This window comes from Phenylobacterium sp., from assembly GCF_030693405.1.
Lineage (GTDB): Bacteria > Pseudomonadota > Alphaproteobacteria > Caulobacterales > Caulobacteraceae > Phenylobacterium.
In genome coordinates, this window is record NZ_JAUYAW010000064.1 from 105,604 (window position 1) to 126,368 (window position 20,765).

Sequence of the window (20,765 nt, forward strand, 5' to 3'; positions counted from 1 at the left end):
CCTCTCTTCGCTGATCGGCCTTCGGCCGGGGTGCTCAGCAAGGCCTGTTTCACGTGAAACGTCAGCTGGTCGGGGGAACGTGATCCCTCGGCCATTTGATGAAGGCCACCACCCACAGCATCACCAGGTTCACCACGGGCACGACCGTCAGGAAGGCCACGGCCCAGGGGATGCCCATGCGGGACAGGATCTTCCCGATCGGGAAGATGATGAGGAAGAGCCACACCGCCACGATCAGCCAGTGCCACAGGGAGAAGCTGTCCACGTCTTGGGTCCTTTGAAGCAGGGCTTAAGGGATGAGCAGGGAGGCGCCGATGGTCTCGCGACCTTCCATCGCCTCATGCGCCGCGCGGGCCTCCGCCAGGGGGAAGGTCTGGCCGATGTCGATGCGAACCTGGCCCTTGGCGATGACCTCGAACAGGGCCGCGGCGCTGGCGTCCAGTTCCTGTGTGGTGGCCACATAATCGAACAGGGTCGGCCGGGTGAGGAAGATCGAGCCCAGCTGCGACAGGCGGGCCGGCAGGATGGCCGGCGCAGGCCCCGAGGCGTTGCCATAGGAAACCAGCAGGCCGCGGCGGGCGAGGCTCTTCAGGCTGGCCTCGAAGGTGGCCGCGCCGACGGAATCATAAACCACGGGCACGCCGGCTCCACCGGTGATCTGCCGCACCTCTTCGGCCACGTCTTGATCGCGATAGAGGATGGTGTGGTCGGCCCCGAGGCTGCGGGCCCGGGCGGCCTTGTCCTCAGAGCCTACGGTGGCGATGACCTCAGCCCCCAGGGCCTTGGCCCACTGGACGAGGATCGAGCCGACGCCGCCAGCGGCCGCATGGACCAGGATGGTCTGGGCCGGCTGCACCGGAAAACACCGTCTCAGCAGGAATTCCGCCGTCATGCCCTTGAGCAGGGCGGCCGCGCCGACCTCAGCCGTGATTCCGGCCGGGGGCTTCACAGCCCGGTCGGCCTTGACCACATGCTGTTCGGCATAGGCCCCGATCGGACCAGAGGCATAGACAGCCAGGTCTCCGGGGCTAAAGCGGGTGACCCCGTCACCGACCTCAAGGACCTCGCCCGCGCCCTCCATGCCCAGGCCAGACGGCAGCTTCACCGGATAGAGGCCGGTGCGGTGATAGGTGTCGATGAAGTTGAGACCGATGGCCTGGTTGCGGATCAGAACTTCGCCGGGACCCGGACGAGGGATCTCGATCTCGACGGTCTCCAGAACCTCAGGGCCGCCCGTGCGGCTGATGCGGATAGCGCGCATCAGGCGAGGTTCGCTTTGAAGAAGGCCATCGTCCGCTCATTGGCCGTCTGCGCATCGGCGGCGTCATAGTGCTCGCCCCCCTTGCGGGCGAAGGCGTGATCGCGGCCGGCGTAGGTGTGGATCTGCACCTGCGGGTGGTTCTTCAGGGCGCCGAGGATCAGCTCCTGGGCGGTCTTGGGGACAAACTGGTCTTCCTCGGCGATGTGCATCATCAGGGGGTTGGCCAGCCGCTCGGCCTCGCCGGTGCGCTGCTCGATGCCCACGCCATAGTAGGAGACACTGGCGTCAGCGTCGGTGCGGGTCGCGGTGAGGAAGGCCAGGAGACCCCCCAGGCAGAAGCCCACGGCGCCAACCTTGCCGCTGCAGTCGGCGTGGCTGCGGATGGTGTCGATCACCGCGCGGATGTCGCGGACCCCCTGGTCGGGATCAAAGGCGTTCATCAGCTCAAAGGCCTTCTTCCACTCGGCCTCCGACTGGTCGGTGATGTCGACGCCCGGCTCAATCCGCCAGAACAGGTCGGGGCTGATGGCGAGATAGCCCTGGGCGGCGTAGTCGTCGCAGATGTCGCGCATCACCTGGTTGACGCCGAAGATCTCCTGGATCACCACGACGGCGGGCGCAGGCATTTGGGCTGGCCTGGCCACATAGGCCGAGAAGGCGCCGTCCGGTGTCTGAATCTCTAGGGTTTGCCCGGCCATGATCTGCTCCCGTTGGTTTCATCGGCATATAGGGTCAGGATGCGGCGAGCCGAACCCTGGGCGCCGAACCTAACAAGCCCAGGCAACAATGTCGCCACAACGCCCGGCAGCGGGCAGGGAGACTCCCATGAAGATGACCGTCGAAGTCGACTGCACGCCGGCCGAAGCCCGGGCCTTTCTCGGCCTGCCCGATGTCACCGATCTCAACGACCGGCTGGTGAAGGAGATGCAGTCGAGGCTCGAGGCCAATATGGCCATGGCCTCGCCGGACGAGCTGGTGAAGGCCTGGACCGCTTTCGGGGTCGGGGCGCAGGAGCAGTTTCGCAAGCTGATGACGGCGGCCGCTGAGGGCGCCATGGGCGGCTCCCGGCCCAAATGACCGACACGATTTTTGCCCCGGCCACGGCGCCGGGGCGAGCGGCGGTGGCTGTGGTGCGGCTTTCGGGACCGGCGGCGGGCGATGCGCTCCGGCGGCTTTCTGGCCGCCTGCCCAAGCCGCGCCGGGCCTCGCTGCGCCGGCTGCGAGACGGCGCCGGGGCCTTGCTGGACGAGGCGCTGGTGCTCTGGCTGCCTGGCCCCGCCAGCTATACCGGCGAAGACAGTGTCGAGCTTCACCTGCATGGGGGACCGGCCGTGGTGGCGGGGGTGCTGGACGCCCTCAGCGCCCTTGGCCTGCGGCTGGCTGAGCCGGGGGAGTTCACCCGCCGGGCCTTCGAGAACGGCCGGCTGGACCTGGCCCAGGCCGAGGGGGTCGCCGACCTGATCGAGGCGGAAACCGAGGCTCAGCGCCGCCAGGCCCTGGACCAGGTGGGCGGACGGCTGAGCGGCGCCCAGGCCCGGTGGCGAGACGCCCTGATCGAGGCCCTGGCGGTGTTCGAGGCCGCCGTGGACTTTCCCGACGAAGAGATTCCGGCCGACGTGGCCCGGCGGGCGGCGCCCATTCTCTCGTCCCTGATCGCCGAGCTGCGCGCGGCCGCCGCGGAGACCGAGCGGGGCGAGCGGGTCCGCTCAGGCTACCGGATCGCCCTGATGGGGACGCCCAACGCCGGCAAGAGCACCCTGCTAAACGCCCTGGCCCGCCGGGAGGCGGCCATTGTCACCGCCACGGCCGGGACCACCCGGGACATCATCGAGGTCCCTCTCGTGCTCGCCGGCTACAAGGTGATCCTCGCCGACACCGCCGGGCTACGGGAGACCGCCGATGAAATCGAGGCCGAAGGCGTGCGCCGGGCGCAGGCGTGGGGCGCTGAGGCTGATCTGCGCATCTGGCTGAGGGACGGGACGGTGGAGGTCAACGACCCGCTGCCCGGGATCGCCGCTGGGGAGGATCTGGTGCTGGTCACCAAGCGAGATCTGGTCAATCTGACGGCGTCAGGGCAGGGGCGGTCGTTCAGCGCCCGTCTGCCGGAAGACCTGGCTTGGCTCGAAGAGGCCCTGGCCGCCCGGGTCAGCGCCGCGCTTGGGGGCGCGGAGCCTCCAGCGGCGACCCGTCTTCGACATCGGGAGCTGCTGACCGAGGCCGTCGCACGGCTGGAGCGGGCCGCTGGTGCGGAGATCGAGCCGGAACTGGCCGCGGAGGATGTTCGGCTGGCCGCTCGCGCCCTGGACCGGATCACAGGACGTATCGGCTCTGAGGACGTGCTCGATCGAGTCTTCGCCAGCTTCTGCATCGGCAAGTGATGTTTCACGTGAAACGGTCATGCTGAAGCTTGACCACGTGTTCCACGTGAAACAGGCCCGCACGGGCGGCGGCACGACCCGGTGTGGCCGCGCTTCTTGTCGCGCGTGAGGGGAATGCGACGGCGACGGCCCGTCGACCTTTGCCCCGCCATCGCCTATATAGAAGCCGCTCGCCCCCGCCTGCGCGGGGGCGTCCTGCTTCAAGGCGACAGCGTGACCTCCAACCCTGCATCCTCAACCTGGGACGTGATCGTCATCGGCGGCGGTCATGCCGGCTGCGAGGCCGCGACGGCGGCGGCGCGCGTGGGCGCCCGGACCCTGTTGCTGACCCACAAGCTGGAGACCATCGGCGAGATGTCCTGCAACCCGGCCATTGGCGGTCTGGGCAAGGGGCATCTGGTCCGCGAGATCGACGCCCTGGACGGGGTGATGGGGCGCATGGCCGACCAGGCCGGCATCCAGTTCCGGCTGCTGAACCGCTCCAAGGGCGCCGCCGTGCGCGGCCCGCGGGCGCAGATCGATCGCAAGCTCTACCGCCAGGCCATGCAGGCTGAGCTGGCGGCGACCCCCAACCTGACCCTCATCGCCGAAGCGGTGGAAGACCTGGTGGTGGAAGCTGGCCGGGTCACCGGCGTCGTGGGCGCCTCGGCCCAGGTCTATGCCGCAGGCCGGGTGGTGCTGACCACAGGCACCTTCCTCAAGGGTCTCATCCATCTGGGCGACCGGCGCATTCCGGCGGGCCGGGCGGGCGAGGCTCCGGCCATCGGCCTGGCTGACCGGCTCTATGACGGCGGCCTGGCCATGGGCCGGCTGAAGACCGGCACGCCGGCGCGGCTGGATGGGACCACCATCGCCTGGGACCGGCTGGAGATGCAGCAGGCCGACGCTGAGCCCGTTCCCTTCTCCTTCCTGACCTCGGCCATCACCACCCCGCAGATCGCCTGCGGCATCACCCATACGACCGAGGCCACGCACAGGATCATCGCCGAGCGCCTGTCGGAATCGGCCGTCTATGGCGGGCGGATCAGCGGCCGCGGGCCGCGCTACTGCCCCTCGATCGAGGACAAGGTGGTCCGCTTCGCCGACAAGACCAGCCACCAGATCTTCCTGGAGCCGGAAGGCCTGGACGACGACACCGTCTATCCCAACGGCATCTCGACCTCGGTCTCGGAAGAGACCCAGGACCTCTTCCTCCGCACCATTCCCGGCCTCGAGCGGGTCCAGGTGCGCCGGTATGGCTACGCCATCGAGTATGACTATGTGGATCCCCGGGAGCTCTATCCCACCCTGGAGGTTAAGCGGCTGCCCGGCCTCTATCTGGCCGGCCAGATCAACGGCACCACGGGTTATGAAGAGGCCGGCGCGCAGGGGCTGGTGGCCGGGCTCAACGCCGCCCGCTCGGCCGGTGGCGGCGAGGGGCATGTGTTCGCCCGGGACGAGGCCTATATCGGCGTGTTGATCGACGACCTGGTCACCCGCGGTGTGACCGAGCCCTACCGCATGTTCACCAGCCGGGCGGAGTTCCGCCTGATCCTGCGGGCCGACAACGCCGACCAGCGGCTCACCGCCAAGGGTGTTGAGCTCGGCGTGGTGGGGACGCAACGGGCCGGCGCCTTCGGCGCCAAGGCTGTGGCGCTGGATGAGGCGCGGGCGACCGCCGCCCGCCTGACCTTGTCGCCGGCCAAGGCGGCCCAGGCCGGTCTGCCGGTCAAGGCTGACGGGGTGGTGCGAAATGTGGTCGAGCTGTTGGCCTATCCGACCATCAGCTTTGAAGACCTCACCGTCATCTGGCCGGAGCTGAATAGCTGGGCGCCCGAAATTCGCGAGCAGTTGGAGATCGACGCCAGCTATGCCGGCTATCTGGATCGCCAGGCCGCCGACGTCGCCGCCTTCCGACGGGACGAAGATCTGCGCCTGCCGCCTGAGTTGGACTATGGCGCCGTCGGCGGCCTCTCCAACGAGGTGCGTGAAAAGCTCGCCGCCATCCGTCCGTTGACCCTGGGCCAGGCTGCCCGGATTGAAGGCGTGACGCCCGGCGCGCTCACCGCTCTGCTGGCTCACGTCCGCCGCAAGGTGGCGGCATGAGTTCGACACCAACGGTCGCCGAAAACGCCGAAAACAGCCTCGAAAAAATCGGCCCTGTGGCGCACAGCGCCGTACCCCACATCGACGAGGCGGAATTTGTGCGGCTGAGCGGGGCTTCGCCAGCTCAGATCGAGGCCCTCAGGGCCTATCGCGACCTTCTAACTGACTGGAATCAAAGGATGAATCTGGTCGGCCCGGCGACCTTGCCCGACTTCTGGGGAAGACACGCCTGGGACTCCGCCCAGCTCATTTCTTTGGCGCCGCAGGCCCTGACCTGGGCTGATCTGGGCGCCGGGGCCGGCCTGCCCGGACTCGTGCTGGCGATACTGGGCAAGGGCCGCGAGGGGTTCGAGGTTCACCTGGTGGAGAGCATGGCCAAGCGCTGCCGCTTCCTGGATGCGGTGGTCGAGGCTCTCGATCTGCCGGCGGTGATTCACAACGACCGTGCGGAAAACCTGTCGCGGGATGTGGATATCGTGACGGCCCGGGCTTGCGCCCCGATGACCCGCCTGCTGGGCTATGCCAAGCCTTGGCTGACCGGAACCAACCAGGCCCTTTTCCTGAAGGGCCAGGATGTGGCCGCCGAGATCGAGGCGGCTCGGGACGCCTGGCGGTTCGAGGCCGAACTTCTGCCCAGCACCAGCGACCCCCGGGGTCGTATCGTTCGCCTGAGGAACAAGATCCATGCCCGCCGAAGCTGAGGTCCAGGACGCCCGGCCCGCCGCCGCGCCTGCGAGCCGCGCCCGCGTCCTGGTGATCGCCAACCAGAAGGGCGGGGTGGGCAAGACCACCACGGCGATCAATCTCGGCACGGCGCTGGCCGCTGTCGGCGAGAAGGTGCTGCTAATCGACTCCGACCCGCAGGGCAATGCGTCTACCGGCCTGGGCGTCGCCCGGGCCAGGCGCAAGACGACCCTCTATGATGTGCTGATGGGGGAGAAGCCCGCCACCGAGGCGGTGGTGGCCACCGACCTGCCGGGCCTGTTCCTGATCCCGGCCGATCCGGACCTGTCGGGCGTCGAGCTGGAACTGGGCAATCAGAGCCGGCGGTCCTTCAAGCTGCGGGACGCCCTGGACCAGATCCGGCGGGAAGGGGACTTCACCTATGTGCTGATCGACTGCCCGCCGTCGCTGAACCTGCTGACCGTCAACGCCATGACCGCCGCCGACGCGGTCCTGGTGCCCCTGCAGTGCGAGTTCTTCGCCCTCGAGGGCCTGACCCAGCTGATGCGCACCGTCGAGCTGGTGCGGGGCAGCCTGAACCCGGCCCTGGAGATCCAAGGCGTGGTGCTGACCATGTACGACAAGCGCAACAGCCTGTCGGAACAGGTGGCCAGCGATGTCCGCGGCCACTTCGGCAAGACGGTCTATGAGACGGTCATTCCGCGCAATGTGCGGGTCTCCGAGGCGCCGTCCTTCGGCAAGCCGGTGCTGGTCTATGACCTGAAATGCGCCGGCAGCCAGGCCTATCTGAAGCTCGCCCGCGAGGTCGTGGTCCGCGAGCGCCAGCGCCGCAAGGCCGCGGCCAGCAAGCAGGAAGTCTGAACATGGCGGAAAACCGCAGGGGTCTGGGCCGGGGTCTGTCGGCCCTGCTGGGCGAGGCCGAGGATGAGACCATCGCCGATGCGGCGGCCGCCGCCGAGGCCGCCGAGGCGGCGGGTCCGGTCAGGGCGCTGTCGCCCATGCGCGACCTGCCCATCGACCTGATCGATCCCAACGCGGCCCAGCCGCGGTCGGTATTCCATGACGAGGACATGGAGGAGCTGACCAACTCCATCCGCGAGCGCGGCGTGCTGCAGCCAATCCTAGTGCGCCCGCTGCCCAATGGCCGGTTCGAGATCGTCGCCGGCGAGCGCCGCTGGCGGGCCAGCCAGAGGGTCGGCCTGCACACCGTGCCCGCCGTGGTCCGCGAGCTGGACGATCTGCAGGTGATGGAAATCGCCATCGTCGAAAACGTCCAGCGGGCCGATCTCAGCGCCATCGAAGAGGCCCGCGGCTATGAGGTGTTGATCGCCCGGTTCGGCCGCACCCAGGAACTGGTGGCCCAGGTGGTCGGCAAGAGCCGCAGCCACGTGGCCAACATGCTGCGCCTGCTGACCCTACCAGGTTCGGTTCAGAACCTGGTGGTGGAGGGCAAGCTCTCGGCCGGCCACGCCCGGGCCCTGATCACGGCGGAAAACCCCGAGGCCCTGGCCGACCAGGTCATGGCCAAGGGCCTGTCGGTGCGCGACACCGAGGCCCTGGTGCGCAAGGGCGCAGCCCCTGCGGCTCGCGGCGGCGCCAGTCGCGGCGGCGGCTCAGGCGCTGACAAGGACACCGATACGCTGGCCCTGGAAAACGACCTGGCCGAGGTGCTGGGCCTGTCCGTCCAGATCGCCGACCGCGGCGGCGCTGGCGAGCTGAAGATCAGCTACAAGACCCTCGAACAGCTAGACGACCTTTGCCGGAGACTGTCCCGCACGGGGTGATTCCGGGGGCGCGAAACGCCTTCGCTCCCTGCGTCTGCGGTGCGCGGGGCGGCGGTCACCAGGCCCTCACCCCAACGCCGTCACCCTGGGCCCTGTGCCCAGGGTCCCTCTCGACGCTTGCGCCTGCCCCCGACAGGGACCCTCGGGACGAGCCCGAGGGTGACGACAGGGCGAGGCGAGGGCGCGTGGACCCTACAGCCCCATTCGACGGGCGCGGGCGGCGATGGTCAGGGCCAGGCGTTCGGCGATCAGGCGATCGGGGCTGCCGGTGGTCTTGCAGGCGCGGTCGGCGGCCAGGACCTCTGGCTGGACTGCGTCCAGGGTCTCCAGGCTCCAGGCGCGGGCCTGACGCAGAAACTCTCGCTCATTCTTCCAGAACACCCCCGACGCCTTGGCGGCCTCGGGAAGCCCGGCCCCGCTCTTCACCAGGGTGAGCGTGCGGCGCAGCTTGGCCAGATGCTGGCTGATCGCCCGGACGGCGGCGGGGCCGGCCTCGCCCTCGGCCGCAGCCCGTCGCAGGCCGCTCTGGGCCTCGGCGATGCGGCCGCCAAAGGCGTCGGAGGCGGCGTCGGCCAGGGAGGCCTCAGGCTCGACGCCTAAGAAGTCCTCGAGATCCTTGGGCCCGGCGGTGATCCCGCTGCGGGGGCCGAGATAGAGGATCAGCCGTTCGATCTCCTGGCGGGCCACGCCGCGGTCCTTGGGCAGGCGGGCGACGAACAGGCCCAAGGCGTCGGCGTTCAGCCCCACCCCTTCGGCGTTCAGGGCCTCGCGCACCAGGCGGGCCATGTCCCCGGGCTCGTCCTCGTAGCAGGGGATGACGGCGATGCCGGCCGCCTTTTCGGCGATCTTCCGGAGGGTCGAATCCCGCCCCAGATTGCCGGCCTCAATGAGGAAGAAGGCCTCAGGATTGAAGGCGCCCTCGTCGTGGCCCTTCACGGCCTCGGCGGTCATCTTGTCGAGGCTGGCCTTCTCGCTGGAGAGCTTGAGCCGCACCAGGCGCCGTCCCCCCATCAGGGACTGGGAGGCGAGCTCATTGTCCAGCCGGCCAGCGTCCCCGTCGATGTCGCCATCGGTGAGCAGGGCCACGTCGAAGGGGTCGTCCGGATTGGCGACGGCCTTGGCGGCCAGCTGGTTGGCCCGCTCGCGGACGACGCCAATGTCGCGGCCATAGATCAGCGCCCCGCGGATGCCCGGGTCAGGACGCGCCAGAAAGCGCTCGATATCGGGCCGGCGGCTGAGGATCATGCCGGCCAGCGCCTCAATTCTGGCCCTGTTCGGCGAACCACGCGGCCAGCTCCAGCTGGATGCGACGGGCGGCCTCAATGGCGGCCCGCTCCTGGGCGTCCTGCTGGGCGGCCACCGAGGCATAGGGCTGGTCGGCGGAGTCGTAGGTCAGCTCCACCCTCACCGTACCCACCTTGGCCGGCTCACCGGTGGCGGCCGCGCGCAGGGTGTAGGCCGCGGTCAGCACGTATTCGTAGCGGGTCGCGACATTGTCCACCCGCAGACCCCGGGGGAAACGCTGCTCCGACAGGTCGAGGTCCAGACGCCAGGCTGGCGTCCCTGCTCCGGTCGCAAGGGCGTCGCCAAGCGCCTCGCCCAGCAGATAGCCCGCCCGCCCGTCAGGGGCGGCGACCTGGACGGCCGACAGGCCCGGCGTCACCCCCGGCTGGGCGTAGAGGGGTCGAAAACCGCAGGCGCCAAGGCTCAGGGCGACGCAGGCCAGGACCAGGACTGAGGCGAGACGGGAGGACATGGTCATCACATTCCAAGTCTAGCTGGCCACGATGTTGACGATCCGGTCCTTGACCACAATCACCTTGCGGATGGTCAGGCCTTCCAGGCGCCGGGCGATCTCAGGGTCTTCAAGCACCATCTTCTCCACGTCGGCGGGCTCGGCGCCAGCCGGGGCGCTGATCTCGCCGCGCCGCTTGCCGTTCACCTGGACCGGCAGGACCTTCACCGCATCCTCGGCCAGGGCGCGATCATAGTCCGGCCAGGGCGCGACAGCCACCAGACCCTGACCGCCGATCGCCGCCCAGCATTCCTCGGCCAGGTGGGGCGTGAAGGGCGCCACCAGCCGGGCGAAGACCGACAGGGCCTCCTGCCGCGCGGCCAGCACCGCCGGACTCGCCCCCTGGGCTGGGTGAGCCTTGAGAACATTGAGGAATTCGTACAGACGCGCGATGCCGGAATTAAACCGGAAGTCGTCGACGGCCTCGGTCATGGTCTTGATCAGCCGGTGGCTGGCCCGGGTCAAAGCCCTGGCCGCCTCGTCGGGCTCGGCGGCCGGCGTGGTCGCCGGCTGGCTCTCGAACTCGGCCCAGACCCGGTTGACGAAGCGCCAGGCGCCCTCGACGCCGGAATTGGACCACTGGGTGTCGCGCTCCGGCGGGCTGTCGGACAGGACAAACAGGCGCGCGGCGTCCACGCCATAGACCTCGAAGATCTCCTCGGGCGCCACGGTGTTCTTCTTGGACTTCGACATCTTCTCGACGTCGCCGATCGTCACCTGTTCGCCGGTCTCGATCAGGACCGCCCGGCGGGTGTTTCCGCTGGCCTCGATCTCCACGGCCGCCGGCTCCAGCCATTCGCCGGACTGGCGACGATAGGTCTCGTGAGTGACCATGCCCTGGGTGAAGAGGCCCGCGAACGGCTCCTTCACCGACAGCAGCCCCTGGTCGGCCAGGGCCCGGGTGACGAAGCGGGCATAGAGCAGGTGCAGCACCGCATGCTCGATGCCGCCCACATACTGGTCCACCGGCAGCCAGTAGTCGGCGGCGGCCTTGTTGATCGCCTCATCGGCGTCGGGATCGGTGAAGCGGGCGAAGTACCAGGAGGAGTCGACGAAGGTGTCCAGCGTATCGGTCTCACGCCGGGCCTCGCCGCCGCAGGTGGGGCAGGCCACGTGCTTCCAGGTCGGGTGGCGGTCCAGCGCATTGCCCGGCTTGCCGAACTCCAGGTCGTCGGGCAGGGCGACGGGCAGCTGGTCCTTGGGCACAGGGACTACGCCGCACTTGGCGCAATGGATCACCGGCACCGGGCAGCCCCAGCCCCGCTGGCGGGCCACGCCCCAGTCGCGCAGGCGATAGACGGTGGCGCCTTCGCCCAGGCCCAGCTCCTCGATGCGGGCGATGGCCGCGGCCTTGGCGGCCTCGATGTCCAGGCCGTCCAGGAAGCTGGAATTGAAGATGACGCCCGGCCCGGTATAGGCCTCGGCGCCCACAATGACCTGATCAGGCGCCTCGCCCGGCAGAAGGACCACGGGCTTGACCGGCAGGTCGTACTTGCGGGCGAAGTCCAGGTCGCGCTGGTCGTGGGCCGGGCAGGCGAAGATGGCGCCCGTGCCGTAGTCCATCAGGATGAAGTTGGCGATCCAGACCGGCAGCTTCCAGTTGGGATCGAAGGGGTGGGCCACGGTGAGACCGGTGTCGAAGCCAATCTTCTCGGCGGTCTCGATCTCGGCGGCGCTGGCCCCGCCCTTGCGGCAGTCGGCGATGAAGGCGGCCACCTTGGGATCGGCGGCGGCCAGCTGCTCGGCGAGCGGGTGGTCGGGGGCGACGCCCACAAAGCTCGCCCCAAACAGGGTGTCGGGCCTCGTGGTGTAGACCTTCAGGCCGTCCTCGAAGCCGGCCGGGGCCGCACCCGCCCAGGGGAAGGCGAACTTCAGGCCCTTGGAGCGGCCGATCCAGTTCTCCTGCATCAGCCGGACCTTGTCGGGCCAGCGGTCCAGGGTTTTCAGGCCTTCAATCAGGTCGTCGGCATAGTCGGTGATGCGCAGGAACCACTGGTTCAGCTTGCGCTTCTCCACCAGGGCGCCGGAGCGCCAGCCACGGCCGTCCACCACCTGTTCATTGGCCAGAACCGTCTGGTCCACCGGGTCCCAGTTGACCACGCCCTCGCGGCGATAGACGAGGCCGGCCTTGTACAGGTCCAGGAACCAGGCCTGCTGCTTGCCGTAATATTCCACGTCGCAGGTGGCGAATTCCCGGCTCCAGTCGATGGACAGGCCCAGCTGCTTCAGCTCGTCCCGCATCCGGGCGATATTGTCATAGGTCCAGGCCCGGGGATCGACGCCCCGCTCCATGGCGGCGTTCTCAGCCGGCAGGCCGAAGGCGTCCCAGCCCATGGGATGCAGCACATTGAAGCCGCGGGCCCGCTTGAACCGCGCCACCACATCGCCGAGGGCATAGTTGCGCACATGGCCCATGTGCAGCCGCCCCGAGGGGTAGGGGAACATCTCCAGCACATAGTATTTCGGCTGGTCGGGCTTGATGTGAGCCTTGAAGACCTCGGCGTCGGTCCAGGCCTGACGCCACTTGGGCTCGACGTCCTTGGGATTGTAGCGCGCCATCTCAGGCAGCCTTCACGATCTGGTTCGGTTCAGGGAACGAAGACCGGCGAGCTTGAGGGGCGCGCCGGCCACGGCATGGGCGGCGCGTTCGATCGGGCAGGCTGAACGCGCCCCGGGGCGTCAGCCCCGGATGTTCGAAAGTCGAAGCTGGCGGGCCCGGGTCAGGATGGCGTTCTCCAGATCGACCTCGGTCTGGGCCGAGGGCGGAGCATCGGCCCACTGACCGTCGGCGCCGCGGACCTGCTTGAACAGGGCGACGTTCAGGCCGTCTGCCCGCAGGCGGGAGTCCAGAATATAGACCGTGGCCTTGAAGCGCTCATTGGGCGCCTCGGGTGTAGAATACCAGTCGGTGATGACGATGCCGCCATAGGGGTCGGCCGACACCAGCGGCATGAAGGCCAGGGTGTCGAGGGTGGCGCGCCACAGATAGCCGTTGACGGAGATGGCCGCGGTCTGGGCGGCCGCCGGCTCGCCCCGGCCAAACAGGCCCCGACGCTCGCCGTCCCCGCGGGAGGCGCAGGCCGAAACGGAAACCAGGCAGAGGGCCAGGACGCCGACCGAAATCTTGGAGATCCGAGCTCCGCGCACAAACGGCATGTTATCCGTCTCCAGTAGTGTTTTCCGCGTCGTGGTCGCGCCGCGGCGCCGCCCCGCGCCGGCGCCCTCTATAACAACCCGATTGCAGGCGCCAAACAGGAATCGCGTGGCCTCGGCGCCACATGAACGGGCCATCTTGTCCACAGAGGCGAGACTCCCGCCAAGGTCGGTTGACCCGCCCGGCCAGGGGCTTCTAATCGGGGGGACGACCGCGCACGGACTATCCGGACGTGGTCTGCGGGGCGCAGGGGGCCCTTAGACGGTGAAAATGTCCATTCGGACCTTGGTTTTGAGCGCGACCATCGCGACCCTGCTTGGGTCGACGGCGGCGCACGCCCAGACCGAGCGGGCCAAGGGCCTGGATTTCACCGTCCGCAGCGAGACCCTGCCTCAGGGGGGAAAGACCCTGAAGTGGGGTCTTCAGAACGGACGTTGGGGGGTGTCGCTCAATCTCGACCAGCCCAGCGGCCGTGATGTTCAGCTCAACGACGTCGAGGCGGGCGCCTTCTATAGCGTGACCCCCAGCCTGCGGGTCGGCGGCGCGGTCGCCCTGGCGGAGAAGGAAGAGCCGGCCTTCAAGAAGACCCAGCCCACCGACGCCACCCCGAGGGTGCGCCTCGAGACCGCGCTGAAGTTCTAGGGCCTATCTGGGCGAAAGCCCCTCCACCGCCGCCAGACCCACCACGCCCGAGGCCAGCAGCCGCCGGGCGTTTTTCGTATTGATCCCCCCGAGCGCGAAGACAGGCCCCCCGGCGGCTCGGGTCAAGGCCGCCAGCCGCATGGGCCCGAGCGGCGCTCCGGCGCTGGGGCTGCGGCTGGGAAACACCGCCGAGACGACCACGGCGTCGGCCCCGAAGGCCAGGCCCCGGCGGGCCGCGGGCAGGCTGTGGGCCGCCGCGGTGATCAGCCAGTCGGGATGGGCCCGCCTCAGCCGGCCCGCCAGGTGGGCCCTCCGCTCGGGCAGGTGAACCCCGTCGGCGGCGCAATCGCGGGCCAGGGCGGGATCTGCGCCGATCAGCAGGCCGACGCCGAGACGGCGGGTGACCTGCCGCAGGGCGCGTGCGACCCGCAGGCTGTCGGCCGCGCCAAAGGCCCGGTAGACGACGGCGGACCCCGCCGGCAGGGACCGCGCTGCGGCGACGGGATCAGGGGTCCTCGACGGATCGGTGAACAGCAGCAGGGGCGGCAGGGGCTTTTGTGCGCCTGCGCGGCGGCTTAAGGACCATGCGGTCCGCCGCAGGTCCCAGAAGTCGAAATCAGCCCCCATGTCCGACGCCCCCTTCGATTCCGCCGCCGCCCGCGCCCAGGTGCTGGACAGGGTCGCCCAGGCCGCCCGCGCCAGCGGCCGGGACCCCGCCGATGTGACCCTGGTGGCGGTGTCCAAGCAACAGCCCTGGGACCCTGTGGCCCAGGTGCTGGCCGCTGGCCAGACGATCTTTGGCGAAAACCGGGTGCAGGAAGCCCAGACCCGATGGGCCGACCGCCGCGAGGGGCTGGAGCTTCGCCTCATCGGCCCCTTGCAGACCAACAAGGCCCGCGAGGCTGTGGCCCTGTTCGACGTCATCGAGACCCTGGACCGGGAGCGGCTGGCCAAGGCCCTGGCCGAGGAGATGGCGCGCCAGGGCAGGGCGGTGCGCCTCTATGTTCAGGTCAATACCGGCGAGGAGCCGCAGAAGGCCGGGGTCTCCCCCGCCGAGGCCGACGCCTTCATCGCCCGGTGCCGGGAGGCCCATGGTCTGGAGATCGAGGGCTTGATGTGTATTCCGCCGGCCGAGGAGCCCGCCGGGCCGCACTTCGCCCTCCTGGGCAAGATCGCCGCCCGCAACGGCCTCTCGAAGCTCTCCATGGGCATGAGCGGCGATTACGAGACCGCCGTGCGGTTTGGGGCGACCAGCGTGCGGGTCGGCTCAGCCCTGTTCGGCGCCCGCGCGGCCTGAGGGCGCCAGGTTGCGCTCAGTCAGGTCCGATCTGCAGGGCGTCGCCGGGCTGGGCCTGGGCCAGGACCCTCTCCAGATCAGGCCGGGAGAGCGCGATGCAGCCCTCGGTGGGGGCGTAGTCCGGCTTGGCCAGGTGCAGGAAGATGGCTGAGCCCAGGGGCGAGACGGGAGGATCGTCATTGTGCCCCAGCACCACCACCAGATCGTAGAGCCCATCCTCGCGCCACAGGACCTCATGGCTGGCGGAAAACGGCCGCTGAACGAGACGATTATAGTCGCGGTGGGTCGGGTCGTCGCACCAGCCGTCCTGCGGGGTGATCGCCCGGACAGACAGGGCGGTGGCCGGCGCAGGCCCTCTGTCGGGGCGATAGAGCAAGGAACGCAGGGGCCAGACGCCGATCGGCGAGACCCCATCCCCCTCCCGCTTGGCGGCTGCCGGCGCGAAGCCTCCACGACCGATGGCGCAGGGAAACGCCTGGTCGCCCGCGTGGAACAGACCGGTGGAATCTGCGCGGAAGATCAAGGTTCTGCTCCCAAAACTCTTTGCCCGGGGGCGCCGATGCGGTGCATGTTCCCCCTATGGCGCAAAGAAAGACCCTGCTGATCATCGACGACGACGACGACCTGCGCGGCGCCGTCGCCGAACAACTTCAACTGCACGAGGAGTTCCTCGCTGTCGAGGCGGCCACCGGCGCCGAGGGCGTCCGCCTGGCCCAGGAGGTGCGGCCCGACCTTGTCCTGTTGGATGTCGACCTGCCCGACATGAACGGCCGCGAAGTCTGCAAGGCGCTGCGCCAGCAAGGCGTCAGCGCGCCGGTGATCATGCTGACGGCGGCGGCCTCGGACGAGGATACGGTCCAGGGCCTGGAGGCCGGGGCCAATGACTATGTGACCAAGCCCTACCGCTTCGCCGTCCTGCTGGCCCGCATCCGCGCCCAGCTACGCAGCCACGAACAGTCCGAAGGCGCGGTCTTCCAGCTGGGCGGCTACGAGTTCCGGCCCTCGGCCAAGACCCTGATCGGTCAGGATCAGAAGAAGATCCGCCTGACCGAGAAGGAAACCAACATCCTGAAATACCTCTACCGCGCCGGCGACAAGCCGGTGTCCCGGGAGGAGCTGCTGGCCGAGGTCTGGGGCTATAACGCCGGGGTCACCACCCACACGCTGGAGACCCATGTCTATCGGCTGCGCCAGAAGATCGAGCCCGATCCCGGCAACGCCCGCCTCCTGCTGACCGAAGCCGGCGGCTACCGCCTTGCGCCTTAGGCCGCAGGCCGGGCCGTTAAAGACGGGACACAAAGGGCACGAAGAGGTCGGCGGCGTCGCCTTTGTGTCCTTTGCGCCCCTTTGTGTTCTTCGTGTCCCATCTTGAGGGCGCCTGCGGCGCGCAGAACGTCCGGGGCTGAGTGTTGTCGCCCCTAAAGTCCCAGGTCGGCGGTGACCGGGGCGTGGTCGCTGGGGCGTTCCCACTCGCGGACGTCGTCATGCACGCGCGATGAGGCGCCGCCGGTGCGGAAGGCGGCCTCACGCAGGCCTGGCGAGACCCAGATATGGTCCAGGCGCAGGCCGCGATTGGACTTGCGGAAGTCCGCCGACCGATAGCTCCACCAGGAGAACAGCTTTTCCGGCTCCGGCGTCGCGGCCCGCGGCAGGTCGATGAAGCCCAGGGATTTCTGCAGGGCCTCCATGGCCGCCACCTCTACCGGGGTGTGGCTGACGATGCGCGACATCTGCCGATGGCTCCAGACGTCGAACTCGCCCGGCGCCACGTTGAGGTCGCCAACGATGGCGAGCGGCGCCTGGGGATCGCGGCGGCCCATCTCGGCGGTCAGGCTCTCGAAGAAGTCGAGCTTGTGGTCGAACTTGGGGTTCAGGGCGCGGTCGGGAACGTCGCCGCCGGCTGGCACATAGAAGTTCTGGATCTCGACGCCGGCCACCTTGGCTGAGACACAGCGGGCATGGCCCTCCCGGCAGACATTGAGGATCGGCGCGTCTTCGATCGGCAGGCGCGAGGCGATGGCGACGCCGTGCCAACCCTTCTGGCCGGCGATCTTCACATGCGGCAGGCCCATGGCCGCGAAGGCCTCCCGCGGGAACTCGGCCTCCTGGCACTTGATCTCCTGCAGGCACAGGACGTCGGGCGCCTGCTCGTCGACGAAGCGGGCGACCTGCTCGGCGCGCAGGCGGACGGAGTTGATGTTCCAGGAGGCGATACGAAGGCGCATGGGGCGGGCTTAAGCCAGATCGCCGCATAAGAAAACGCCCGGGGACTGGAGAACCCCGGGCGCCAAGTCATTCGTCTCTCATGCCGCCGCCGGGAGGGGATAGGTTCCGGCACGGCGCTGCCGCTGGGCCTCGGCCCTGCATCAGCGATGCGTGTCATATTTGCCACGAGGCAGATAAAAGTCAAGCCAGAATCACGATGATTCTTGCCTGTTGTGCGATTGTCACATTCGCGAGCGGCCGGGGCGCAGATTGCGCGGGTCCTTCAGCACGAACAGGCTGTCGTCCAGGCTCGCCACCTTTTCCAGTCGGGTCAGACGCACGCGGGTGCCCTGGCCCTGCGGGTCGGTGATGGTCCAGCCGACCAGCTGCATGGGGGCGTCTGAGAAGGTCAGGGTGATCTGGCCCTCGGCCTCCTTCTTGCCGTCCCGGGCGGTGATGGAGAACCCGTCCGCCAGACGGCTCACCCGGGTCACCTGCACCCCGCGATCCAGGCGGATCTGACGGGCGAGAAACAGCGACAGCGGCGTGGCGCCCAGGGGATAGGACTCGAAGGTCTTCAGCTTGGAATTGGCGACGGAGACCAGATTGCCGTCCGACACCACCAGCAGGCCCGAGGGCGCGGCATAGGCGAAGCGGGCCTTGCCCGGACGCTTGAGGAAGATCTCGCCCTGGGTGGTGACGCCCCTGGGATCGGTCTGGACGAAGGTCCCCTTGGCCTGGGTCAGGCCTTCCAGATAGGCCACGGCCTTGTTCACCAGGGCCTGGTCGGCGGCGGGCAGGGCGGCGGCGGGACCGACGGCCAGCAGCCCGGCGAACGGCGCGCAGGCGAGGCCCAGCGCCAGGGTCCGGCGGCTCAGGTCGGGGGTGCGGCTCATAAAATCGGCTCCTTGAGTTCAGCGAACAGTCTATGGCCTGTCCACGGCGTCAATAGGGCGGGCTAACGGCCAGGCTTGGGCTTCGTTCCCCTAAGGCTGCGGCCTCGCCCCGTGATCGCAAGCTCTAGCCGAGGGCCGATGAATGGGTCATGTCCGGGGTGTTCAGCCCTGAGCCTGGAGCCGCCCTTGACGACCCTCTGCCGTGACCGCGACTGGATTGACCGGGCCGTCCAGACCATCGAGGCCGACTTCAACCGCTCGGCGGACACCCACCTGCTGCGCGCGCCCCTGGCCGGGGCGGTGGATCTCTATTTCAAGGATGAGTCCACCCACCCGACCGGCAGCTTGAAGCACCGGCTGGCGCGGTCGCTGTTCCTCTACGCCCTGTGCAATGGCTGGATCGGACCCAAGACCCCGATCATCGAGGCCTCCAGCGGTTCGACCGCGGTGTCGGAGGCCTATTTCGCCCGCATGCTTGGCCTGCGATTCATCGCGGTGATGCCGAGGTCCACATCGGCCGAGAAGGTGGCGCAGATCGAATTCCACGGCGGCGAGACCCACTTCGTCGACGCCGCCCACGAGGTCTATGCGCAAAGCGCCCGGCTCGCCGCCGATCTCGGGGGCCACTACATGGACCAGTTCACCTATGCCGAGCGGGCCACCGACTGGCGGGGCAACAACAATATCGCCCAGTCGATCTTCAGCCAGCTGGCCCAGGAGCCGCACCCCGTCCCCGCCTGGATCGTGGCCGGGGCCGGCACCGGCGGCACCACGGCGACGCTTGGCCGGTTCATCCGCTACAACCGCGCCCCCACCTGTCTGTGCCTTGCCGATCCGGAGGCCTCGGTGTTCCACAGGCATGTGGCTGATCGGGCGGTGACCACCAGCGCGGCGCAAGGCTCGATCATCGAGGGCATCGGCCGGGCCCGCTGCGAGCCCTCCTTCAACCCCGAACTGATCGACCGGGCCGTCGCTGTGCCCGATGCGGCCAGCATCGCCGGCGCCCGGGTGGCCAGCCGCCGGCTTGGCCGGTCCTGCGGCGGCTCCACCGGCACCAATCTCTGGGCCTGCGCCCAGGTGATCGAGGCCATGGCCGCCAGGGGGCAGGAAGGCTCGGTGGTCACCCTCCTGTGCGATTCCGGCGAGCGCTATGCCAGCACCCTCTCCAATCCCGACTGGCTGGCGGCCGCCGGGATCGACACCGGCGCCTACGAGGCGGCTCTGGAGGCCTTCTTCGATACGGGTCGCTTCGCCCTCTAGTCGGCCGGCCAGGGCTGGCGGGCGCCGTCCAGCTTGTGCACGACGCCGCGGCGCATGACGAACCGCACCCGCTCGAGCTCGGTGACGTCGGCAAGCGGGCTCTGCGCCACGGCGATGATATCGGCCGACTTGCCCGGCTCCAGGGTCCCCAGGGCGGCGGACAGGCCAAGCAGATCGGCGGCGTCCACCGTGGCGCTGCGGATCGCCCGGGCCGGCGTCATGCCGGCCTCGACCATCATCTTGAATTCCGTCGCATTGTCCCCGTGGGCGGAGACGCCGGTGTCGGTGCCAAAGGCGATCTTCACGCCGGCCGCCGCATACTGCTCGACATGCTTGGCGTAGGCGATGCGGGCGGCTTCCTCGGCCTTGGCCAGGACGGCGGGGGGCCGCTGGCCGGCCCGGGCCTGGGCGACGGCGGCCTCGGGCGCGATCATGGTCGGGACCAGATAGGCGCCGGTCTGGCGGAAGAGGGCGAGGGTCTCGGCGTCGGTGAAGGTGGCGTGCTCGATGGAATCCACCCCGGCTCTCAGCGCGCCCTCGATGCCGTCCTTGCCGTGGGCGTGGGCTGTGGCCTTGCGGCCAAAGGCGTGGGCGGTCTCGACGATGGCCTTCATCTCGTCGTCGAACATCTGCCGGCCGAGGCCGCCGGCCACATTGGACAGCACCCCGCCGGTGGCGGCGAACTTGATGACCTGGGCGCCCTGGGAGACCTGGATGCGCACCGCCCGGCGACAGGCCTCGGGCCCGTCGCAGGTGTTCACCGCCTCGGCGCGCTCCAGCTCCGCATAGCGCGGGGCGAGCCCGTTGGCGCCGTCCCCGTGGCCGCCGCTGATGGAGATCATTCGACCGGCGTTGATGATGGTGGGCCCCTCGATCAGCCCCTTTTCGATCCCATCGCGCAGGGCGGTGATGGCCGCGGGCTCCGAGCCCAGGTCGCGGACCGTGGTGAAGCCGGCGGCCAGGGTGCGCCGGGCGTTGTCCAGGGCGACGACGAAGCGATCCTCTGGCCCGCGGCTCATGGCCTCCAGCCGGGCGGCGGTCTTGTCGTCGTCGGAGAAGATGTGGACGTGGGAGTCGATCAGGCCGGGCAGGACGAACTGCGTGGACAGGTCGATCAGCCGGGCCCCGGCCGGGGCGGGCTGGTGGCCGTCCACCACCCGCACCACCTTGCCGTTCTCGACGACCAGGGTCGAGGCCCCCCGCGGCGCCTGTCCCGGGCGGTCCAACAGGGCTCCTGCGTGGATATAGGTCGGGGCCGCCAGGGCCTGGACCGGGGCCAGCAGGCAAAGGCCGGCAAGGGCGAGCGCAATGAGTCGCAGCATGG

Annotated in this window: 22 protein-coding genes; 10 read left to right on the forward strand and 12 right to left on the reverse strand. The window is 69.2% G+C overall.

Annotated elements, in window-relative coordinates:
• Positions 1-61 precede the first annotated feature (61 nt).
• Genes Q8N19_RS13840 through Q8N19_RS13850 form a run of 3 tightly spaced genes read right to left on the reverse strand, consistent with a single transcriptional unit; the run spans position 62 to position 1,959 of the window.
• The gene (locus tag Q8N19_RS13840; RefSeq protein ID WP_305591605.1) at positions 62-265 is read right to left on the reverse strand and encodes a hypothetical protein; all 204 of its coding nucleotides are present in this window, start codon (positions 263-265) and stop codon (positions 62-64) included.
• A 24-nt stretch (positions 266-289) separates the two neighbouring features.
• The gene (locus tag Q8N19_RS13845; RefSeq protein WP_305591607.1) at positions 290-1,261 is read right to left on the reverse strand and encodes a quinone oxidoreductase; all 972 of its coding nucleotides are present in this window, start codon (positions 1,259-1,261) and stop codon (positions 290-292) included.
• Positions 1,261-1,959: a dienelactone hydrolase family protein gene (locus Q8N19_RS13850; protein WP_305591609.1), complete on the reverse strand. Its 699-nt coding sequence runs from the start codon at positions 1,957-1,959 to the stop codon at positions 1,261-1,263. Before Q8N19_RS13850 ends, Q8N19_RS13845 begins: the two co-directional genes overlap by 1 nt.
• 127 nt (positions 1,960-2,086) lie before the next feature.
• Between Q8N19_RS13850 and Q8N19_RS13855 the strand changes: the two genes are divergently transcribed.
• From Q8N19_RS13855 to Q8N19_RS13880, 6 genes are all read left to right on the forward strand, one after another.
• Positions 2,087-2,338 carry a DUF6489 family protein gene (locus tag Q8N19_RS13855; RefSeq protein ID WP_305591610.1) on the forward strand — a complete coding sequence of 84 codons (252 nt, stop codon included), beginning with the start codon at positions 2,087-2,089 and terminating at the stop codon, positions 2,336-2,338.
• A complete protein-coding gene (gene mnmE, locus Q8N19_RS13860; RefSeq protein ID WP_305591612.1) occupies positions 2,335-3,639 on the forward strand; it encodes a tRNA uridine-5-carboxymethylaminomethyl(34) synthesis GTPase MnmE in 1,305 nt (434 codons plus the stop codon). Before Q8N19_RS13855 ends, mnmE begins: the two co-directional genes overlap by 4 nt.
• Before the next feature lie 213 nt (positions 3,640-3,852).
• Positions 3,853-5,724: a tRNA uridine-5-carboxymethylaminomethyl(34) synthesis enzyme MnmG gene (gene mnmG / locus Q8N19_RS13865; RefSeq protein ID WP_305591614.1), complete on the forward strand. Its 1,872-nt coding sequence runs from the start codon at positions 3,853-3,855 to the stop codon at positions 5,722-5,724.
• Positions 5,721-6,425, forward strand: coding sequence for a 16S rRNA (guanine(527)-N(7))-methyltransferase RsmG (gene rsmG / locus Q8N19_RS13870; protein ID WP_305591616.1), 705 nt, complete (start codon positions 5,721-5,723; stop codon positions 6,423-6,425). The genes mnmG and rsmG overlap by 4 nt, the downstream gene beginning before the upstream one ends.
• A complete protein-coding gene (locus tag Q8N19_RS13875) occupies positions 6,409-7,269 on the forward strand; it encodes a ParA family protein (RefSeq protein ID WP_305591618.1) in 861 nt (286 codons plus the stop codon). Before rsmG ends, Q8N19_RS13875 begins: the two co-directional genes overlap by 17 nt.
• Before the next feature lie 2 nt (positions 7,270-7,271).
• A complete protein-coding gene (locus Q8N19_RS13880; protein ID WP_305591620.1) occupies positions 7,272-8,192 on the forward strand; it encodes a ParB/RepB/Spo0J family partition protein in 921 nt (306 codons plus the stop codon).
• 192 nt (positions 8,193-8,384) lie between these two features.
• Here Q8N19_RS13880 and holA read toward each other — a convergent pair whose 3' ends face one another.
• From holA to Q8N19_RS13900, 4 genes are all read right to left on the reverse strand, one after another.
• Positions 8,385-9,437, reverse strand: coding sequence for a DNA polymerase III subunit delta (gene holA / locus Q8N19_RS13885; protein WP_305591621.1), 1,053 nt, complete (start codon positions 9,435-9,437; stop codon positions 8,385-8,387).
• 13 nt (positions 9,438-9,450) lie between these two features.
• Entirely contained in the window at positions 9,451-9,948 is a 498-nt protein-coding gene (lptE, locus tag Q8N19_RS13890) for an LPS assembly lipoprotein LptE (RefSeq protein ID WP_305591622.1), read from the reverse strand.
• A gap of 18 nt (positions 9,949-9,966) precedes the next feature.
• Positions 9,967-12,546, reverse strand: coding sequence for a leucine--tRNA ligase (gene leuS / locus Q8N19_RS13895; protein ID WP_305591623.1), 2,580 nt, complete (start codon positions 12,544-12,546; stop codon positions 9,967-9,969).
• Between the two features lie 120 nt (positions 12,547-12,666).
• On the reverse strand, positions 12,667-13,143 hold the full coding sequence (locus tag Q8N19_RS13900) for a DUF3576 domain-containing protein (RefSeq protein ID WP_305591625.1): 477 nt from the start codon (positions 13,141-13,143) through the stop codon (positions 12,667-12,669).
• A 289-nt stretch (positions 13,144-13,432) separates the two neighbouring features.
• Between Q8N19_RS13900 and Q8N19_RS13905 the strand changes: the two genes are divergently transcribed.
• Positions 13,433-13,783: an NtrZ family periplasmic regulatory protein gene (locus Q8N19_RS13905; protein ID WP_305591627.1), complete on the forward strand. Its 351-nt coding sequence runs from the start codon at positions 13,433-13,435 to the stop codon at positions 13,781-13,783.
• 3 nt (positions 13,784-13,786) lie between these two features.
• On the opposite strand, the gene Q8N19_RS13910 is transcribed toward Q8N19_RS13905, so the two are convergent.
• Complete coding sequence (locus Q8N19_RS13910) at positions 13,787-14,410, reverse strand: thiamine phosphate synthase (protein WP_305591628.1); 624 nt, start codon at positions 14,408-14,410, stop codon at positions 13,787-13,789.
• On the opposite strand from Q8N19_RS13910, the gene Q8N19_RS13915 reads away from it, so the two are divergent.
• The gene (locus Q8N19_RS13915; RefSeq protein WP_305591630.1) at positions 14,409-15,080 is read left to right on the forward strand and encodes a YggS family pyridoxal phosphate-dependent enzyme; all 672 of its coding nucleotides are present in this window, start codon (positions 14,409-14,411) and stop codon (positions 15,078-15,080) included. The genes Q8N19_RS13910 and Q8N19_RS13915 overlap by 2 nt on opposite strands.
• 16 nt (positions 15,081-15,096) lie before the next feature.
• Here the strand turns inward: Q8N19_RS13915 and Q8N19_RS13920 are convergent, their stop codons facing one another.
• Positions 15,097-15,603: a L,D-transpeptidase gene (locus Q8N19_RS13920; RefSeq protein WP_305591632.1), complete on the reverse strand. Its 507-nt coding sequence runs from the start codon at positions 15,601-15,603 to the stop codon at positions 15,097-15,099.
• Positions 15,604-15,659: 56 nt separating this feature from the next.
• On the opposite strand from Q8N19_RS13920, the gene Q8N19_RS13925 reads away from it, so the two are divergent.
• A complete protein-coding gene (locus tag Q8N19_RS13925; RefSeq protein WP_305591634.1) occupies positions 15,660-16,346 on the forward strand; it encodes a response regulator transcription factor in 687 nt (228 codons plus the stop codon).
• Between the two features lie 152 nt (positions 16,347-16,498).
• On the opposite strand, the gene xth is transcribed toward Q8N19_RS13925, so the two are convergent.
• Both xth and Q8N19_RS13935 read right to left on the reverse strand, forming a co-directional pair.
• Positions 16,499-17,305 (reverse strand): exodeoxyribonuclease III, encoded by an 807-nt coding sequence (gene xth, locus Q8N19_RS13930; protein WP_305591636.1) that lies wholly within the window; start codon positions 17,303-17,305, stop codon positions 16,499-16,501.
• A 222-nt stretch (positions 17,306-17,527) separates the two neighbouring features.
• Entirely contained in the window at positions 17,528-18,181 is a 654-nt protein-coding gene (locus Q8N19_RS13935) for an outer-membrane lipoprotein carrier protein LolA (RefSeq protein WP_305591638.1), read from the reverse strand.
• Positions 18,182-18,367: 186 nt separating this feature from the next.
• Between Q8N19_RS13935 and Q8N19_RS13940 the strand changes: the two genes are divergently transcribed.
• Entirely contained in the window at positions 18,368-19,441 is a 1,074-nt protein-coding gene (locus Q8N19_RS13940; RefSeq protein WP_305591640.1) for a PLP-dependent cysteine synthase family protein, read from the forward strand.
• Here Q8N19_RS13940 and Q8N19_RS13945 read toward each other — a convergent pair.
• The gene (locus Q8N19_RS13945; protein ID WP_305591641.1) at positions 19,438-20,763 is read right to left on the reverse strand and encodes an amidohydrolase family protein; all 1,326 of its coding nucleotides are present in this window, start codon (positions 20,761-20,763) and stop codon (positions 19,438-19,440) included. The two genes, Q8N19_RS13940 and Q8N19_RS13945, sit on opposite strands and share 4 nt — an antisense overlap.
• Between the last annotated feature and the right edge of the window lie 2 nt (positions 20,764-20,765).

Coding starts and splice junctions, on each gene's coding strand:
- Q8N19_RS13845 (WP_305591607.1), bottom strand. CDS start 1,261: ATGCGCGCTATCCGCATCAGCCGCACGGGCGGCCCTGAGGTTCTGGAG.
- Q8N19_RS13850 (WP_305591609.1), bottom strand. CDS start 1,959: ATGGCCGGGCAAACCCTAGAGATTCAGACACCGGACGGCGCCTTCTCG.
- Q8N19_RS13855 (WP_305591610.1), top strand. CDS start 2,087: ATGAAGATGACCGTCGAAGTCGACTGCACGCCGGCCGAAGCCCGGGCC.
- mnmE (WP_305591612.1), top strand. CDS start 2,335: ATGACCGACACGATTTTTGCCCCGGCCACGGCGCCGGGGCGAGCGGCG.
- rsmG (WP_305591616.1), top strand. CDS start 5,721: ATGAGTTCGACACCAACGGTCGCCGAAAACGCCGAAAACAGCCTCGAA.
- Q8N19_RS13875 (WP_305591618.1), top strand. CDS start 6,409: ATGCCCGCCGAAGCTGAGGTCCAGGACGCCCGGCCCGCCGCCGCGCCT.
- Q8N19_RS13880 (WP_305591620.1), top strand. CDS start 7,272: ATGGCGGAAAACCGCAGGGGTCTGGGCCGGGGTCTGTCGGCCCTGCTG.
- holA (WP_305591621.1), bottom strand. CDS start 9,437: ATGATCCTCAGCCGCCGGCCCGATATCGAGCGCTTTCTGGCGCGTCCT.
- lptE (WP_305591622.1), bottom strand. CDS start 9,948: ATGTCCTCCCGTCTCGCCTCAGTCCTGGTCCTGGCCTGCGTCGCCCTG.
- leuS (WP_305591623.1), bottom strand. CDS start 12,546: ATGGCGCGCTACAATCCCAAGGACGTCGAGCCCAAGTGGCGTCAGGCC.
- Q8N19_RS13900 (WP_305591625.1), bottom strand. CDS start 13,143: ATGCCGTTTGTGCGCGGAGCTCGGATCTCCAAGATTTCGGTCGGCGTC.
- Q8N19_RS13915 (WP_305591630.1), top strand. CDS start 14,409: ATGTCCGACGCCCCCTTCGATTCCGCCGCCGCCCGCGCCCAGGTGCTG.
- Q8N19_RS13910 (WP_305591628.1), bottom strand. CDS start 14,410: ATGGGGGCTGATTTCGACTTCTGGGACCTGCGGCGGACCGCATGGTCC.
- Q8N19_RS13925 (WP_305591634.1), top strand. CDS start 15,660: ATGGCGCAAAGAAAGACCCTGCTGATCATCGACGACGACGACGACCTG.
- xth (WP_305591636.1), bottom strand. CDS start 17,305: ATGCGCCTTCGTATCGCCTCCTGGAACATCAACTCCGTCCGCCTGCGC.
- Q8N19_RS13935 (WP_305591638.1), bottom strand. CDS start 18,181: ATGAGCCGCACCCCCGACCTGAGCCGCCGGACCCTGGCGCTGGGCCTC.
- Q8N19_RS13945 (WP_305591641.1), bottom strand. CDS start 20,763: ATGCTGCGACTCATTGCGCTCGCCCTTGCCGGCCTTTGCCTGCTGGCC.